General features: G+C 52.1%; 11 protein-coding genes. 9 read left to right on the top strand and 2 right to left on the bottom strand.

The genetic code is table 11. The annotated features are described in order from the left end of the window. Nucleotides 1–179: 179 nt before the first annotated feature. From K0T92_RS14025 to K0T92_RS14010, 4 genes are all read left to right on the top strand, one after another. Nucleotides 180–941 (top strand): ABC transporter ATP-binding protein, encoded by a 762-nt coding sequence (locus K0T92_RS14025; RefSeq protein WP_219873102.1) that lies wholly within the window; start codon nt 180–182, stop codon nt 939–941. Beyond that, nucleotides 928–2,943 carry an FtsX-like permease family protein gene (locus tag K0T92_RS14020; RefSeq protein WP_219873101.1) on the top strand — a complete coding sequence of 672 codons (2,016 nt, stop codon included), beginning with the start codon at nt 928–930 and terminating at the stop codon, nt 2,941–2,943. Before K0T92_RS14025 ends, K0T92_RS14020 begins: the two co-directional genes overlap by 14 nt. 174 nt (nt 2,944–3,117) lie before the next feature. Next, entirely contained in the window at nt 3,118–4,041 is a 924-nt protein-coding gene (locus tag K0T92_RS14015; protein WP_219873100.1) for a DUF6612 family protein, read from the top strand. 444 nt (nt 4,042–4,485) lie between these two features. Continuing rightward, the gene (locus tag K0T92_RS14010) at nt 4,486–4,809 is read left to right on the top strand and encodes a hypothetical protein (protein WP_219873220.1); all 324 of its coding nucleotides are present in this window, start codon (nt 4,486–4,488) and stop codon (nt 4,807–4,809) included. Between the two features lie 151 nt (nt 4,810–4,960). Here the strand turns inward: K0T92_RS14010 and K0T92_RS14005 are convergent, their stop codons facing one another. Both K0T92_RS14005 and K0T92_RS14000 read right to left on the bottom strand, forming a co-directional pair. Beyond that, on the bottom strand, nt 4,961–5,116 hold the full coding sequence (locus K0T92_RS14005) for a hypothetical protein (protein ID WP_219873099.1): 156 nt from the start codon (nt 5,114–5,116) through the stop codon (nt 4,961–4,963). 322 nt (nt 5,117–5,438) lie between these two features. Next, entirely contained in the window at nt 5,439–5,657 is a 219-nt protein-coding gene (locus tag K0T92_RS14000; RefSeq protein WP_219873098.1) for a helix-hairpin-helix domain-containing protein, read from the bottom strand. Between the two features lie 571 nt (nt 5,658–6,228). Between K0T92_RS14000 and nirB (K0T92_RS13995) the strand changes: the two genes are divergently transcribed. The 5 genes from nirB (K0T92_RS13995) to nasC all read left to right on the top strand — a co-directional run bounded on the left by nirB (K0T92_RS13995) (nt 6,229) and on the right by nasC (nt 14,861). Next, nucleotides 6,229–8,658: a nitrite reductase large subunit NirB gene (nirB, locus tag K0T92_RS13995; protein WP_219873097.1), complete on the top strand. Its 2,430-nt coding sequence runs from the start codon at nt 6,229–6,231 to the stop codon at nt 8,656–8,658. 20 nt (nt 8,659–8,678) lie between these two features. Continuing rightward, nucleotides 8,679–9,014 (top strand): nitrite reductase small subunit NirD, encoded by a 336-nt coding sequence (nirD, locus tag K0T92_RS13990; RefSeq protein WP_219873096.1) that lies wholly within the window; start codon nt 8,679–8,681, stop codon nt 9,012–9,014. Nucleotides 9,015–9,078: 64 nt separating this feature from the next. Next, nucleotides 9,079–10,254 (top strand): MFS transporter, encoded by a 1,176-nt coding sequence (locus K0T92_RS13985; protein WP_219873095.1) that lies wholly within the window; start codon nt 9,079–9,081, stop codon nt 10,252–10,254. A gap of 52 nt (nt 10,255–10,306) precedes the next feature. Then, on the top strand, nt 10,307–12,709 hold the full coding sequence (gene nirB / locus K0T92_RS13980; RefSeq protein WP_219873094.1) for a nitrite reductase large subunit NirB: 2,403 nt from the start codon (nt 10,307–10,309) through the stop codon (nt 12,707–12,709). 10 nt (nt 12,710–12,719) lie between these two features. Next, a complete protein-coding gene (nasC, locus tag K0T92_RS13975) occupies nt 12,720–14,861 on the top strand; it encodes an assimilatory nitrate reductase catalytic subunit NasC (RefSeq protein ID WP_246628155.1) in 2,142 nt (713 codons plus the stop codon). Nucleotides 14,862–15,390: the final 529 nt, after the last annotated feature.

Genomic DNA, 15,390 nt, shown 5'->3' with positions numbered 1-15,390 from the left:
TGAACGCTGTGCCGATCCGATGATGACAATAATGTCACATTCAATCTGCGAAATGTCATGTAGAGCGATAGGAGAGTATTAGGATGTGACCCTATAATAGTGGAAAAAAGAGGGTAAACATGCAATCGCTCTGTCATTGATACAGGGCGGGGCAAATGAATAGCAAGGGAGATGTGTGCATGAAAAATATCGTCGAGGTCTCAAGGGTTACGAAGGAATATGGCGGTGCTGGCGCATATAGAGCGTTAAACGATGTAAGCCTCACTATTCATGAAGGAGAGTTTGTCGGGATTATGGGGTCGTCAGGTTCCGGCAAGACAACCCTGCTGCATATTCTGTCCACCATTGACGGAGCAACGGCGGGCAATATTCATATCGACGGGCGAGATATTACCGCAATGAAGGAAGAAGAAGCCGCCAAGTTTAGAAGGGATAAGGTCGGGTTTGTCTTTCAGGCCTATCAGCTGCTGGACAATATGACGGTAAGAGATAATATTGCCCTCCCTCTTTCTCTCAATAATGTGAAGGCGAGTGTCATTCTGAATGGGATTGATGAGCTGACGGAGATTCTGGGCATCGAGGAGCAGCTGGACAAATACCCGTATGAGCTGTCCGGCGGTCAGAAGCAGAGAGCTGCGATCTGCAGGGCGCTTATCACATCACCGAAGGTGGTTTTTGCAGATGAGCCGACAGGTGCGCTTGACTCCAAGTCAGCCTCAGAGGTGCTGGAATGTCTGAAGGATATTAACAGCAGGCTCGGAACAACCATTATTATGGTTACTCATGATGCGATGGCAGCAAGCTATTGTGACCGCATCCTGTTCTTGAAGGATGGCAGGATTCACGGGGAAGTGGACGGCGATGGCGACAAGCAGATGCTGTTTGCGAACATCTTGAACATGCTTGCTGTTATGGGAGGCTCGGAACATGGGCGCCTTTAGGCTGGCTTGGAAGCTGCTGCACAATAATCGGGGGATCTATGGACTCTACCTCATCGTTCTCGCTATTACAGTGGCCACCTGCTATAACTTCATGGCGATTCAGTACAATACTGCGTTTGTCCAGTTAGCAGAACAGCTGCAATCCGCAGTCGTCGCAAGCATGACCTGCGGCTTTGTATTGCTCTGCACCGTCGTCTTCTTCCTGTGGCATGCGAACGGTTTCTTCTTCAAGCAGAGGCAGAGGGAAATCGGGCTGTATATGCTGATGGGGATCAGCACCTCCAGAATTGGACGCGTGCTGGCAATAGAAAGCATGCTGCTGGGCGGGTTATCGCTGTTGATCGGCCTTCCTGTCGGCTTGCTGCTGTCCAGACTGTTCTTCCTGCTGCTCGGCAAGGCTATGTTTCTGGAGGAGGGGCTGCCCTTCACACTGTCTTGGCAGGCGATCGTGCAGCTGGTTGTGGTGTTCGGAGCTCTGTTCACCGTGCTGGGCTTGAAGAATTATAGAGCCGTCAAGAGAAGCCGGTTAATCGGTATGCTTCAGGCGGCTGCCCGGAAGCAGGCCCCTCCCCGTTTGAAGGCGGGGAGCGGCATCCTCGGAGTTGTGCTGATCGCAGCCGGCTATGTCATTGCGATGAATTTCAAGCAATGGAATTGGGATCTGCTGCTTGCGTCGATGAGCATTCTTATTCTGGTGAGTCTGGGCACCTATATGTTCTTCGGGAGCTGCCTGGCGGTCATTCTTAGCAAGCTGATGGCTTCCAAAACGTTCGTCTACAGAAGCGTGCGGCTGGTCAGCATAAGCAATGTTTTCTTCCGGCTCAGGGGTAATTATAGAAGTCTGGCGATGACCGCCATTCTTGCGGCAGCCACTGTAACTGCATTCAGCATCAGCTTGTCCTTCAGGGGGTTCGCAGAGGATCATGTTATCATCGAAGCTCCGTACAGCCTTAGCTTTATTAGCGATGATGCGCAGATAAGAGGCAAGGCAGCGGAAGTTCTCGGAGATTCCAGGTATGGCGTAATCGGTGTTCATGAGAACCGCTTTGTTCCGGCGCAAGTTGAGTATGCCGACAGCGGCAAAAGGATAGATTTCAATAATGAAGCGATAGTTACGAGTTATTCGGAAATCAGGGGAACGCTGGAATTTCTTCAGGCTGAGGAGCGGGAGCATTTATTAGAACGGATGACATTAAGGGGAGGTGAAGCTGTCTTTATTCTGAATGCGAATACGATGGCTTCTCCTATTAATGTGGAAGGGGAGGAGATTCGACTGAATGGGAATACGTATGCGATTAAGGAGAGCATACAGGTTCCTTTTATCGGGAATATCGCCGCTTGGGGCAAGAAAAATATATATGTGCTGGAGGATCAGGAGTACGAGAAGCTGAGGAGCAACGGGACGGAGCTGACATTGAGCGGCATTCAGCTGGCGGAGCGGAATGGGTATGATGGGCAGGATGAACAAGAAGGGATTAAGGGGCAGAGTGAGCATAGCGAGTATAAGGGGATGAATCGTCATGTCGAGCCTAAGGAATTGGATGAGCTTGTGCAGCGTATGGCGGAGATCGTCCCTGGCGGCAGGGATCATCTGAATGATTATGCAAAGCCGTACATACAGGAATATTATGCGCTTGGCATCTTTTTCTTCCTGGGATTGATCATGTCGATGGTCTTTGCGCTTGCTACGTTCAGTACGATCTATTTCAAAATATTAAGCGATGCGTTAATGGACAGGGAGCAGTATGCCATTCTCAAGCAGATAGGGATGAGCAGGCGCGAGGTGCGGCGCTCGGTCTATTGGCAGGTAGGGATTGCCTTTGTGCTGCCTGTAATTGTAGGAATCCTTCATAGCATCTTCGCGATGAATATGCTGGAAGAGATTATGAATGTCGAGTTCGCTATGCAGATGATATATGGTGTGGGGTTGTTCGCGGTTATAATGGGGGTCTTCTATGCCGGGATAAGCCGGAATTATACGAAAATGGTATACGAGAATTAGAGGCGGGGCTTGCCTCCTAAAGACAGTCGGTTAGCAAATAGCAGTTAGAGTTGAAGGAATATGGAAAAATTGGTACTGTAATAGAGGCGCGGCAGCGGCAGGGGGCAGTTCCAGCGGAATGACCGCTGAGGCTTCTGTGCTGCCTGTGCAGCTCATACAGAGAGGGGAAGCAGCGTGAAGAAATTATTCATCACATGCGTATTGGTCATGTCTATGATTGGTCTGGCCGCTTGCGGTGCACAAGAAGAGAATGCCGCAGGCACAAGCAAGCCCGGTGAATCCGGCAAAACAGAAGTGACGGGCAGCGGCGGGGTCGAGCAGCCGGTGACGGCGGTTGAAGAGAAAGACGAGCCGGCGGGCGGGTCTGTGGACACGGAGGAAATTCTGAACAAGTCAATCCTGGCATCCAGAGAAATTAAAAGCATGGCGATTGACGGTCGAATAAAGATGTCAACAGAGGACGCAGCAGGTAAAGTTGCTAACATCGATACCTCTATTAAGGTGGAGATCATTATGAACCCCCTTAATATGCGCAAGGTCATGAAAATGAATATGGAAGGCAAGATAATCGAGGTGGCCATGTACGGTGTTGATGACCAGTTCTATATGATGAACAGTGCTGCAGGAGAGCAGTGGGTCAAATATCCGGCTGGAATGGCTGAAGAAATGCGAAAAGCGATGATGCAATCGCAGTCAGACCCAGGCAAGGAAATGGAGAGAATGAAGTTGTACGCTGACGAGTTCAACTTGACCGAAGAGGATGGCGTCTATGTGATGCATATGGCCATTGAAGGCGATAAGTTCAAGCAGTTGTTCGACGAGCTGATGCAAAGCTATTCGCCAGGTGCCGAGACTGCGGATCGACCGGATATGAATGTGAAGAGCATGGAATTAACGTATACCATCGATAAAACGACGTTCTATCCTACCCAAATGAATCTGAAAAGTGTAATGGAAATAGGTTCAGGGGACAAGAAAATGAAGATGACGCAGGCTATGGAGGTTGTCTACTTCAATATGAATGGGGTCAGCAAGATCGAATTGCCGGAAGCGGCCAAGCAAGCGATCGAAATGCCAGATACGATGCTTCCCCAGTAGTTTCCGGATGATCGATGCGAGCTAGGCTAGGCAAAACATGCGAAACGGCATGTATTTGCTCGTTTCTGGCTACATGAAGGTGAAATGCCTGCCAGCGTGCAGGTATTTCACCTTCATTTTCCCTTATCGGCCGATTTTTCCGCAAATTCATGCTTCATCGCAGGAATGTTGCCATTATGGCGTCTTATGACCGAAATGCATGCATATTCGCAGGCTTCTTATTCCGTCACGCTGCCTTCAAACTACACTTGTAGAAGGTGAAAGGATACGCTGGAGCGGGGAAGGCCGCGAGCTCCCGGTTCGGGGGCTCATTTAGTCAGCCGCTGCGAGGGGAGAATAGTATAGAATCCCGCATGTATGAAGAAAAGGAAAAAATAGGACTGTCCAGAATATGTCGAATTTGTTACAATGAATTAGGAATAATTACCTAGGGAGGCGTTTGATCTGACAGCGTCCAAAGTATTGAAATGGGTTACAGGCGCATTTGAACTCTGTTTGGCAATACCTGTTGTCGGAGCCCTTATCGTTTTGGGCAGCTCCTACACAGTGCTGGTTGTGATGTTGATCCTCCATGCGATCACATTATTCCTCTCTATTGCGAACAGGGAGCCTAAGTACGGTTCGATTCTAGGCATTATTACTTCATTAGTAGCTTGGGTGCCATTCCTCGGATGGCTGATGCATCTTCTCTCCGGTATCTTCCTTATGGTGAGTGCAGCCCAGAAGTCGAAGGAATTGCCGCCCCCGCCTTATCAGAATTTCCAATAAGCTAGAGCTCGGAGAAGGGGCTGTCCGATAAGTCCAATATCCAATGAGCCAGTCCCAAATGATGCGAAGGGATGCCTCCAGAAACCACTACAAAGTGGGGCTGGAAGCATCCCTTTCATTGTATATGGGGACTTGACAGTCCGTCCCTGGTTCATGCTCGCCCACTGAGCAGGTTCCCGAATTTCCCGAATTTCCCTGCGCTTTCGTACAGTTGCTTTTGAGCGGGCAGCAGGTCTGCTCCTCTTCCCAGATCGCAGTCCTTCTCTTCGCCACCATAACCTGCATCGGCCGGGAGGTTTCCCGGCATTGCCTTTCCCCTTCTCCAAGTGTGATTTGACGGCAGACTGACGGAGTAAGAAGCCTGCGAATGTGCATGAATTTCGGTTACAAGACGCCATATATAGTAGAATGCCTGCGATGCAGCACGAATTTGAGGAGAAATCGGCCGATAAGGGGGAACGAAGGTGAAATACATGCCCTCTGGCAGGCATTTCACCTTCATGGGGCCAGAAACGAGCAAATAGATGCCGTTTCGCATGTTTTGCCTAGCGGGAGCTGAGATTTCCAAAAAGGACTTTCGAGACAGACCCTTCTTTACGTCGGGGGTTGTTGTGGCTTTCTAATTGGTTTTACCATTTTTCGGCAAAGGACAGCCCTCTCTCCTTGAGAGCTTCATTCAGTATTCTTATTCCTTTTGGACCTACACCATGCAGCTTCAAAATGTCTGCTTCAGTAACGGCTGTGAATTGTTCCAGCCGATAATACCCGGCATTCGCGAGAGCTCGTGTGGCGGGATTGCTTATTTTGGGCAGATCGCTCTCTGGTGCTGAAGGATTGAATTCGTTCATTATTATACCCCTCCCATTCGCATATGCAAGGATCTGATATAAGTATAATTGCTGCTGCTTCAATGATCAAAAATAGTGCTGTACGCTACAATTGAAGAGGGGCTGTCTCCGTCATGTTTATGACTGGGGAAAATCCCTCTGTTTGTTCCTAATTTAAGTATCTAAGCAGAGCCATTAGCCGAAATTTCGGTTGATGGCTTTTTACATGTCAGGTATTCTGCCTAATGTGACTCGAAAATGTGCGAGCGTCAATCAATGTAACATGCCACGTCGATTTCATTGTTTGTCTTCGAATGTGGAGAACCATTCAGAAGAATTTGAATGCGTTCCCATCAGAAAAACCGAACAAATCGATAAGAAAAACTTAATAACGTTCGCCTAATCGGCGATCCTTTAGGAAATCAGCTAAATTTTTCTGCATTTTTTAGTTGAAATGAACGAATATTTCAGTTACATTAATAACAAGGAATTATGTTAGGTATCTTAACGCTGAATCGGAATGACAAAAAGAAAATCCGATATTAATTACATTGTATGTCAGGTTACATCCAATATAGGAGTGTGAACATCAATGAAGAAAAAAGTGGTTTTGATCGGGAATGGGATGGCTGGGGTCAGCTGTATCGAGCAATTGTTGAAACTTTCACCGAATCTCTATGACATTACAATTTTCGGGAGCGAACCGCATCCCAATTATAATCGAATTCTGCTTTCCTCCGTATTGGCTGGCGATGCGGACATGAATGATATCGTAATTAATGACTGGTCCTGGTATGAAGAGAATCACATTACGCTGCACACCGGCCAAACTGTCAGCAAAATTGACACGAACCGGAAGCTTGTTCGAACTGATGGAGGCATAAGCGTGCCTTATGACGAGCTCATCATCGCGACTGGCTCGCTGCCCTTCATGCTGCCCCTGCCGGGAGCGGACAAAGAAGGCGTTATTGCCTTCCGTGACATTAAAGACTGCGAGACAATGATCGAAACGGCCAAGAAGTACAAGAAAGCTGTCGTTATCGGCGGCGGACTGCTCGGTCTGGAAGCGGCGCGCGGATTGCTTAACCTCAATATGGAAGTATCGGTTGTTCATATCCACGAGTACGTGATGGAGAGACAGTTGGATCAGACGGCATCCGCTATGCTGAGAGCCGAACTTGAGCGCCAGGGAATGAATTTCCTGCTGAAGAAGAATACAGATTCCATATTGGGCAAGAAAAGAGTGACGGGCGTTCGCTTTACAGATGGTGTGGAAGTCGATGCCGACCTCGTTGTTATGGCTGTTGGTATCCGTCCGAACATCGCGCTTGCCAAGAACAGCGGAATTGAGATTAACCGCGGAATCGTGGTCAATGACTTCCTTGAGACGAGTGTGCCTAACATCTACGCTGTCGGCGAATGTGTCGAGCATCGCGGCGTTGCTTACGGTCTGGTTGCTCCGCTTTATGAGCAGGGTGCAGTGCTGGCGAAGCGGCTTGCCGGTATCGAGACGGGCGGCTACCACGGGTCTGTCGTATCCACGAAGCTGAAGGTATCCGGCGTGGACGTATTCTCCGCAGGCGCTTATGCAGACGGACCGGATACGCGCGCTGTTCGTGTCCAGGATGATTTTGAAGGCATCTATAAGAAGGCAGTTATTAAGGACGGCAAAGTAATCGGCGCTGTATTGTTCGGAGATATCAGCGACGGCTCCCGCCTGTTCGCTATGATTCGCAACGGCGAGGACGTGACCGGCAAGGAGAAGGAAGTGCTTCTCGGCGAAGGCGGAGGCAAGGCCAAATCCGGTGTAGATCTTGTTGCCGCTATGAGCGATGACGAGATTGTGTGCGGCTGTAACGGCGTATCCAAGGGTGCGATCGTGCAGGCGATTCAGGAGAAGGGCTGCTCCAGCATCAATGATATCAAGGCGTGCACCAAAGCATCCGGTTCCTGCGGAGGCTGTAAGCCGCTGGTTGGAGATGTGCTCACCTATGTGCTGGGAGCCGACGGAGTGAAGAGTGTCAAGGAAGGAATTTGCGGCTGTACAACGCTTGGGCGCGATGAAGTTGTTGAGGCGATTCGCAGTATGCGCCTGACGACCTCGAAGGAAGTTATGAACGTGCTGGAATGGTCGAATACAGAGGGCTGCTCCAAGTGCCGTCCGGCGCTCAACTACTATCTGGGCATGGTATGGCCGGAAGAGCATGAGGACGAGAGAGAGTCCCGCTTCGTGAACGAGCGCAACCATGCGAATATTCAGAAGGACGGCACCTACTCTGTTGTGCCAAGAATGTACGGCGGTGTAACGACACCTAAGGACTTGAAGAAAATCGCGGAAATCGCGGAGAAATATGAAGTGCCTCTCGTTAAAGTGACGGGCGGTCAGCGCATCGACTTGCTCGGTGTGAAGAAGGAGGACCTGCCGGGCATGTGGGCGGATCTCGATATGCCGTCCGGTTATGCCTACGGCAAGACGCTGCGTACCGTTAAAACCTGCGTAGGCTCTACCTTCTGCCGGTTCGGCACACAGGATTCCATCGGCATGGGCATCCAGCTTGAGAAGCGGTTCGAGCGTTTGAATACACCTGCGAAGGTGAAGATGGCTGTGTCGGGCTGTCCGCGCAACTGTGCGGAGGCGACGATCAAGGACTTCGGTGTTGTCGCCATCGATGGCGGCTGGGAGCTGCATGTCGGCGGCAACGGAGGAACGAAGCTTCGCGGTACAGACCTGCTGTGCAAGGTGAAGACGGAAGAGGAAGTGCTGGAATGGTCCGGGGCGTACCTGCAATATTACCGTGAGACAGGCAAGTACAACGAACGGACGTCGGAATGGCTGGAGCGTGTAGGCCTGGATACGGTTAAGGCTGCGCTTGAGAGCAAGGAAGACCGGCTCGCACTGGTGGAACGCATTGAGAAGACGTTGGATCTGATGAAGGACCCATGGAAAGAAATTATTGAGAAGCAGGAGCTTCGCAAGACGTTCGAGCCGATGGATACACAAGCTGCGCAAACCATTCTGTAATCGAGAGGATGACAACATATATGAAACGGATACTTGTAGGCAACATTGCGGAAATCGCAGAGAAGAGATCGCGTGTAGTCAAGATCGGGTCTATCGAGATTGCGATGTTCAAACTGTCGGGAGGTGCGATCAAGGCGATTGAGAATCGCTGCCCGCATAAGGCGGGTAAGCTTTCGGAGGGAATCGTTTGCGACCACCACGTATTTTGTCCGCTGCATGATTGGAAGATCGATCTGCATGATGGGCAGGTTCAAGCTCCGGATGACGGTTGCGTGGCCTCCTTCGAGGTTGAAGTGGATGAGCATAACGGAGATATGTGGCTGCACATTGCAGATGAGAGCATTCTGGCCTCTTAGATTGAATTTGTTGACATGAGAAGCATAACGGCATAGAGAGAATGGGAATATAGGAGATATTACGATGCGACACAATGGATCTGCTGGGGCGCTTGGGTTATCTACATTGGCAATGACGGCCTCATTCGTTATTTGGAGTGTATTCTCCCCCATCGCGGGGCAAATACAAGAGATTTTCCAGTTAAGCACCATTCAGAAAAGTGTGCTGATCGCAACGCCTATTCTGCTGGGCTCAATCCTGCGGATTCCGATGGGCATATATACAGACCGCTATGGCGGAAAAAAGGTGTTCTCTGCAACGATGCTGTTCCTTACGCTTCCGCTGCTGCTGGCAGGATGGGCGCAATCCTATTGGATGCTGCTGCTCTGTGCGCTGTTCATCGGTATGGCCGGAACGACATTCGCGGTCTCGCTGACCTATGTATCGAGATGGTTTACGCCGGAACGGCAAGGGCTTGTGCTTGGATTGGCGGGATTAGGCAACCTGGGCGGAGCGGTGGCAAACTTCTCCATCCCGATTATATTCAGCCGCTATGGGCTGTCTTGGGTGTTCTGGAGTCTTGCCATTATGATCGTGATTGTGACTCTGATCTTCTGGCTTTGTACGAAGGAGCTGCCTAAACCGGCACAGACGAAGACGTTCAAACAATCCATGGAGGTTCTGAAGCAAGAACCAACGTGGTTTCTATCGATATTCTATTTCCTGACGTTTGGCGGATTTGTTGCTTTCAGCGTATATTTGCCGACATTCCTGAAGGAATTGTTCCAGCTGTCAGTGACAGATGCGGGCTTGAAGACGGCAGGCTTTGTCATCGTGGCGACGCTTATTCGTCCGCTAGGCGGCTACTTGGCCGACCGGATCGGCTCGCGCAAAGTGCTTGCGGTTGTGTTCACCGGTATCGCGGTATGCGCGCTTGTGATGGCGCTGTCGCTGCAGCATTTTGTTGCTTTTAGCGTGGGCTGCTTGATGGCGTCGGTACTGCTGGGACTCGGCAATGGAGCCGTGTTCAAGATGGTTCCCGAGGTATCGACAGGCAATACGGGCGCTGTAACGGGTATTGTAGGCGCGGCTGGCGGCATAGGGGGCTTTTTCCCGCCGATCGTGCTTGGTATTATTAACGATTTGTCAGGCGCATATACATTAGGCTTTGTGCTGTTGATGATAACTGCCTGTGCTTGTTTGTGGATGAACCTTGCAACCAAGCGGCTGAAGGCTGCGAAAAAAGTCGTGATGGCTTGATCGATTGGTGGATAAGGAAGAACTTCAGCATCGGAATGTGAGGTTGTGCAATATGGGGAAACAAAAACTTGTTGTCGTAGGGAACGGGATGGCGGGTGTGCGGTGTGTCGAAGAGATTCTGAAGCTTGCGCCTGACCGGTTCGAGATTACGATCTTCGGCAGTGAGCCGCATCCGAACTATAACCGCATCATGCTCTCTAAAGTGCTTCAAGGCGATACCAAGGTAGATGATATCACGATCAATGATTGGCAGTGGTACAAGGATAATGATATTGTGCTGTACACGGGTGAAACGGTCGTGCGCATCGATACGAAGTCACGGCTGGTTGTCAGCGACAGCGGACGCAGCCTAAGCTACGATCATCTCATTATTGCAACTGGCTCGCTGCCGTTTATGCTTCCGCTTCCGGGAGCCGACAAGCCGGGGGTAACGGCTTTTCGGGATATTAAAGATTGCCAGACGATGCTTGAAGCTTCGAAAAGCTACAAGAAAGCCGTCGTGATCGGCGGCGGCCTGCTCGGCCTGGAGGCTGCGAGGGGCCTGCTCAACCTGGGTATGGAGGTTCACGTCGTTCATATTTTTGACCATCTGATGGAGCGGCAGCTGACGCCTACGGCGGCAGGCATGCTGCGCCAGGAGCTGGAGAAGCAGGGGATGCGATTCCTGCTCAAGAAGCAGACAGAGAAGATTCTTGGCAAGAAGCGGGTTGAAGGACTGCTGTTTAAGGACGGGAGCAAGGTGGAGGCGGATCTGGTCGTTATCGCGGTTGGCGTCCGTCCGAACATCAAGCTGGCGGCAGACAGCGGCATTGAGACGAATCGGGCCATTGTCGTCAATGATTACATGGAGACAGATGTCCCGAATGTGTACGCGGTTGGCGAATGCGCAGAGCATCGCGGCATGGTATACGGACTTGTTGCGCCGCTCTATGAGCAGGGCAAGGTGCTTGCCAAGAAGATTTGCGGCGTTGAGGCCGAGGCTTACGAGGGCTCCATTCTCTATTCACAGCTGAAGGTTTCCGGTGTTGAAGTGTTCTCGGCCGGGGAAATTCGCGATGCGGAGATTACGACCTCTGTCAAGGCATACGACGGGATCCGCAATACGTATAAGAAGATCTCCGTACGCGATAACAAGATCGTCGGGGCTGTCTTGTTCGGCGACAGCAGTGAAGGGAACAAGCTGCTCGGCTACATTAAGCAGCAGGCGGATATCTCAGTGCTGGATAATGCAGCGGCAGCGGGTACTGGCGGCATTGACGAAGCTTACGTCTGCTCGCTGTCGGATAAGGAGACGGTCTGCTCCTGTAATGGAGTGACCAAAGGAACGATCATGGATGCCGTTTGCGAGAACGGCTTGGAGACCGTCGAGGAGGTTCGTGCCTGTACGAGAGCATCCAGTACATGCGGCGGCTGCAAGCCGCTCGTATCCGCGATTCTGCAGCTGGCGCTGCAGAGCAAGGATGCTCCTGAGCCGGATAAGGAGACGGTATGCGCCTGTACGACGATGGATCATGAAGAGCTGCGGACAGCGCTGCGCAGCGGCGGCTACACATCAGCGGATAAAGCGATGAATGGGCTGGGCTGGTTGCAAGGGGACGGATGCAGCGTCTGCCGGCCGGTGCTTTCGTACTATATTGGCTCGATCAGAAGCAGTGTTGCAGACGAGGAGGCATCGGTCGCTGCACAGGCGGCCGCAGTTCCGGCAGCAATGGCTCCGGCGGCAAGCTTGCTTGCAGACGGCACCTATGCTGTTGTGCCCCGCATGTACGGTGGTGTAACAAGCGCCGAGCAGCTTCGGCAAATTGCCGATGTGATGGAGAAATACAATATACCGCTCGCCAAGCTCGCTGGCGGCGCTCATCTGGATTTGCTCGGTATCGATTCACAGCATGTCGGTTCTGTCGGGGCCGAGCTTGGAATGGCGGCTGGCGCCCAAGAGTATGGAAGATCGATCGCTTCTGTTGCGACCTGCTTGGGCATACGCTATGATGGCAGTGCGATTAAGGATTCGGTTGCGATGGGTGCTGCACTGGAACGGAAGCTTGAGCACCTGCAGATGCCAGCGCCTGTCTATGTGGCAGTCTCCAGCAGTCCGCTCCATCGCGCTGGAACGCTGACCAAGGATCTGGGCATCGTCGGCGTGCCGGGGGGCTGGGAGATCTACGTTGGCGGCAGCGGGAATGCGCAGCTCAGGCAAGGGCAGCTGCTGAGCATGGAGTCTGTGGAAGCGAGGGTGCTTGAGTTGTCGGCGGCCTTCCTGCAATGGTACCGGGAGAATGCCTATTACGGCGAAACGACCGGACAGTGGATAGAGCGTGTAGGGCTGCTTCAGCTTCGCGAGGCCTTGTTCAATTTGGAATTCCGCGCAGACCTCTTGGCAAGATTGGATGAAGCGAACGGGCAATCGGAACATAGTCCAATAAATCCGCAGCCATCGGCTGCTTTGATAAGGTGAGCTGAGCGATATGAATCGAGTGATTGAGCAGGATGACGTGTCGACGCTGGTTATGAATACGCAATGTCCGTTTTGCAGCGTGCAGTGCAAGATGCAGGTTATTGAGGAGAGAAGTGCCGGCAAGCGGCCGGCTTATACTGTAATTCCGACACCGAATGCCGCATCTGAGGGACGTCTCTGCATCAAGGGGATGAATGCTTATCAGCATGCGCTGACAGGGGAACGCCTGCTTCATCCCATGATGAAGCAGGACGGCCAATTCGTCCGCATTACTTGGGAAGAGGCTTACAGTCTCATAGAGCAGAAGTTCACAGCACTGCAAGGCCAGTACGGGAATGATGCCATCGGCGTATACGGCGGAGGGTCATTGACGAATGAATCCGCCTACTTGCTTGGGAAATTCGCTCGCATTGCTTTGCGAAGCAAATACATTGATTATAATGGAAGATTCTGCATGTCGGCAGCCGCGTCGGCGGGCAATAAGGCCTTCGGCATTGATCGTGGTCTGACGAATCAGCTCGCGGATATTGAACGGGCAGAATGCATCGTGCTGGCAGGGACCAATATTGCCGAGTGCCAACCGACGCTTATGCCTTATTTTACACGGGCTAAGGAGAAGGGCGCGTACATCATTGCGATAGACCCGCGGGAAACGGGTACAACCCGTGCTGCCGACCTGCATCTGCGCGTGAAGCCGGGAATGGATGCATCGCTGGCCAATGGAATGCTCAAGGTTCTGCTGGAGGAGGGCTTGATTGACGAGAGCTTCGTGCAGCAGCGGACGAAGGGCTTCGGAGAGCTGAAGGCTCATTTGGAAGGACTGAATCTGGAAGAGATCGCCGAGCTTACCGGTGTGCCTGTGAAGCTGATCCGCCAGGCCGCGATTGCTTACGGCAAGGCATCGACAGGCATGGTCTTCACCGCTCGCGGTGTGGAGCAGCAGACGGACGGTTATATGGCTGTCCGCAATTTCCTGAATCTCGTTCTGCTGACTGGCAAGATCGGCAAGCCGGGCTGCGGCTATGGCGCGGTTACGGGCCAAGGGAACGGACAGGGCGGCCGGGAGCACGGACAGAAGGCGGACCAACTGCCGGGCTATCGTTTGATAGAGAACCCTGAGGACCGCGCTTATGTGGCGGATGTTTGGGGGATCGATCCAGGCGAGTTGCCGGGAAAAGGCGTATCTGCATACGAGATGATGGAAAAAGTGCATGAGCAGGAAATTCGTGCCTTGTTCGTTATGGGCTCCAATCCTATCGTGTCCAATCCCAATGCCAACTTCGTGGAAGAGGGACTCCGCAAGCTGGACTTCCTCGTTGTCGCCGACATGCTGATGTCCGAGACAGCTCAGCTGGCGGACTTGATTCTGCCGGCAACTGCTTATCTGGAGAATGAGGGGACGCTGACGAATCTGGAGGGACGGGTACTGCTGCGGCAATCCAGCCGTCCCGCACCGGGCGAAGCGAAGCATGACTGGCAGATTCTATGCGATGTTGCCGAGAAATTGGGCAGGGGGCAGTATTTCAGCTTCGAGTCGGCAGAGAGCATATTCGATGAGCTTCGTCTGGCAAGCCGTGGCGGCATTGCTGATTACTACGGCATCACCTATGACCGGCTGCGCAGGGAGGAAGGCGTATACTGGCCGTGCCCTGCACCCGATCATCCCGGCGCGAAGCGGCTGTTCGAATCGTCGTTCGCCCATGAAGACGGCCGGGCGGAATTGATCGCCGTACAGAATCATCTGCCTAAGGAGCAGGTAAGTGCCGAATATCCGCTGTACCTGACAACAGGGCGCGTACTTACGCATTATTTGACAGGCGTACAGACACGGAAGAGCCATTCTCTTGCTGCGCGTGATGTGGAATCCTTCATGGAGATCCACCCGCGGACGGCTAAGAAGCACCGTATTGAGGATGCGACGCTCGTCAAGGTGGAATCCGTTCGCGGATCCATATTCGTGCGCTGCAGGCTCAGCAATGATATTCGCGAGGACACGGTATTCGTGCCGATGCATTGGGGAGATACGCAGAACGTGAACAAGATCACGAACCAGGCGCTCGACCCTACCTGCAGAATGCCTGGCTTTAAGGTGTGTGCGGTGAGAGTGAGCCCGCTTGTTGTGGAGGCTGCGATTGGTCATTTGGCGAAATAAATAACTGGCTAGCTTGCATGTAACAGTCGGTTAAGCAATGGCAGGTTCGGGAAGGGCTGTCCGAAAGGTCCACTATCCAAAGAGTCCGTCCCAAATGATGTGAAAAGATGCCTCGAAAACCACTGAAAGTGGGGTTAGAAGCATCTTTTTCGTTGTTATAGGGGTGGGGACTCTGAAATCCATCAAACAACGTTCGGGAACACCCCCTTCTCCAAGTGGTTGGAAGGCAGCGTGACGGAGTGAGAAGCCTGCGAATGGGCATGCATTTCGGTTGCAAGACGCCATAATGATAAAATTCCTGCGATCATGCATGAATATGAGGGGAAATCGGCCGTTAAGGGGGGAGAGGAGGTAAAATGCCTGCACTCTGGCAGGCATTTCACCTCTATCCGGTCAGAAACGAGATAAAACCTGCCGTTTCGCACGTTTTGCCTAGCTGGGCTAGCTGGCATGGCCTGGCATGCCATGGCGTATCTCGTTTGCATCGGCGTGTGAATGACGGATCGTCCTCTGGCGAGGTGTGCGTCAA

Origin of the sequence: Paenibacillus oenotherae (assembly GCF_019443105.1) — a bacterium.
In the GTDB taxonomy this organism is placed as follows: domain Bacteria; phylum Bacillota; class Bacilli; order Paenibacillales; family Paenibacillaceae; genus Paenibacillus_Z; species Paenibacillus_Z oenotherae.
Note: the sequence above shows the minus strand (reverse complement) of the source record. Positions and strands in the feature narration are given on the sequence as shown.

Excerpts from the sequence above, each read along its gene's own strand:
- K0T92_RS14005 (WP_219873099.1), bottom strand. The coding sequence starts at position 5,116 with ATGCCGGGAAACCTCCCGGCCGATGCAGGTTATGGTGGCGAAGAGAAG.
- nirD (WP_219873096.1), top strand. The coding sequence starts at position 8,679 with ATGAAACGGATACTTGTAGGCAACATTGCGGAAATCGCAGAGAAGAGA.
- nirB (WP_219873094.1), top strand. The coding sequence starts at position 10,307 with ATGGGGAAACAAAAACTTGTTGTCGTAGGGAACGGGATGGCGGGTGTG.
- nasC (WP_246628155.1), top strand. The coding sequence starts at position 12,720 with ATGAATCGAGTGATTGAGCAGGATGACGTGTCGACGCTGGTTATGAAT.
- K0T92_RS14025 (WP_219873102.1), top strand. The coding sequence starts at position 180 with ATGAAAAATATCGTCGAGGTCTCAAGGGTTACGAAGGAATATGGCGGT.
- K0T92_RS14000 (WP_219873098.1), bottom strand. The coding sequence starts at position 5,657 with ATGAACGAATTCAATCCTTCAGCACCAGAGAGCGATCTGCCCAAAATA.
- K0T92_RS13985 (WP_219873095.1), top strand. The coding sequence starts at position 9,079 with ATGCGACACAATGGATCTGCTGGGGCGCTTGGGTTATCTACATTGGCA.
- K0T92_RS14020 (WP_219873101.1), top strand. The coding sequence starts at position 928 with ATGGGCGCCTTTAGGCTGGCTTGGAAGCTGCTGCACAATAATCGGGGG.
- nirB (WP_219873097.1), top strand. The coding sequence starts at position 6,229 with ATGAAGAAAAAAGTGGTTTTGATCGGGAATGGGATGGCTGGGGTCAGC.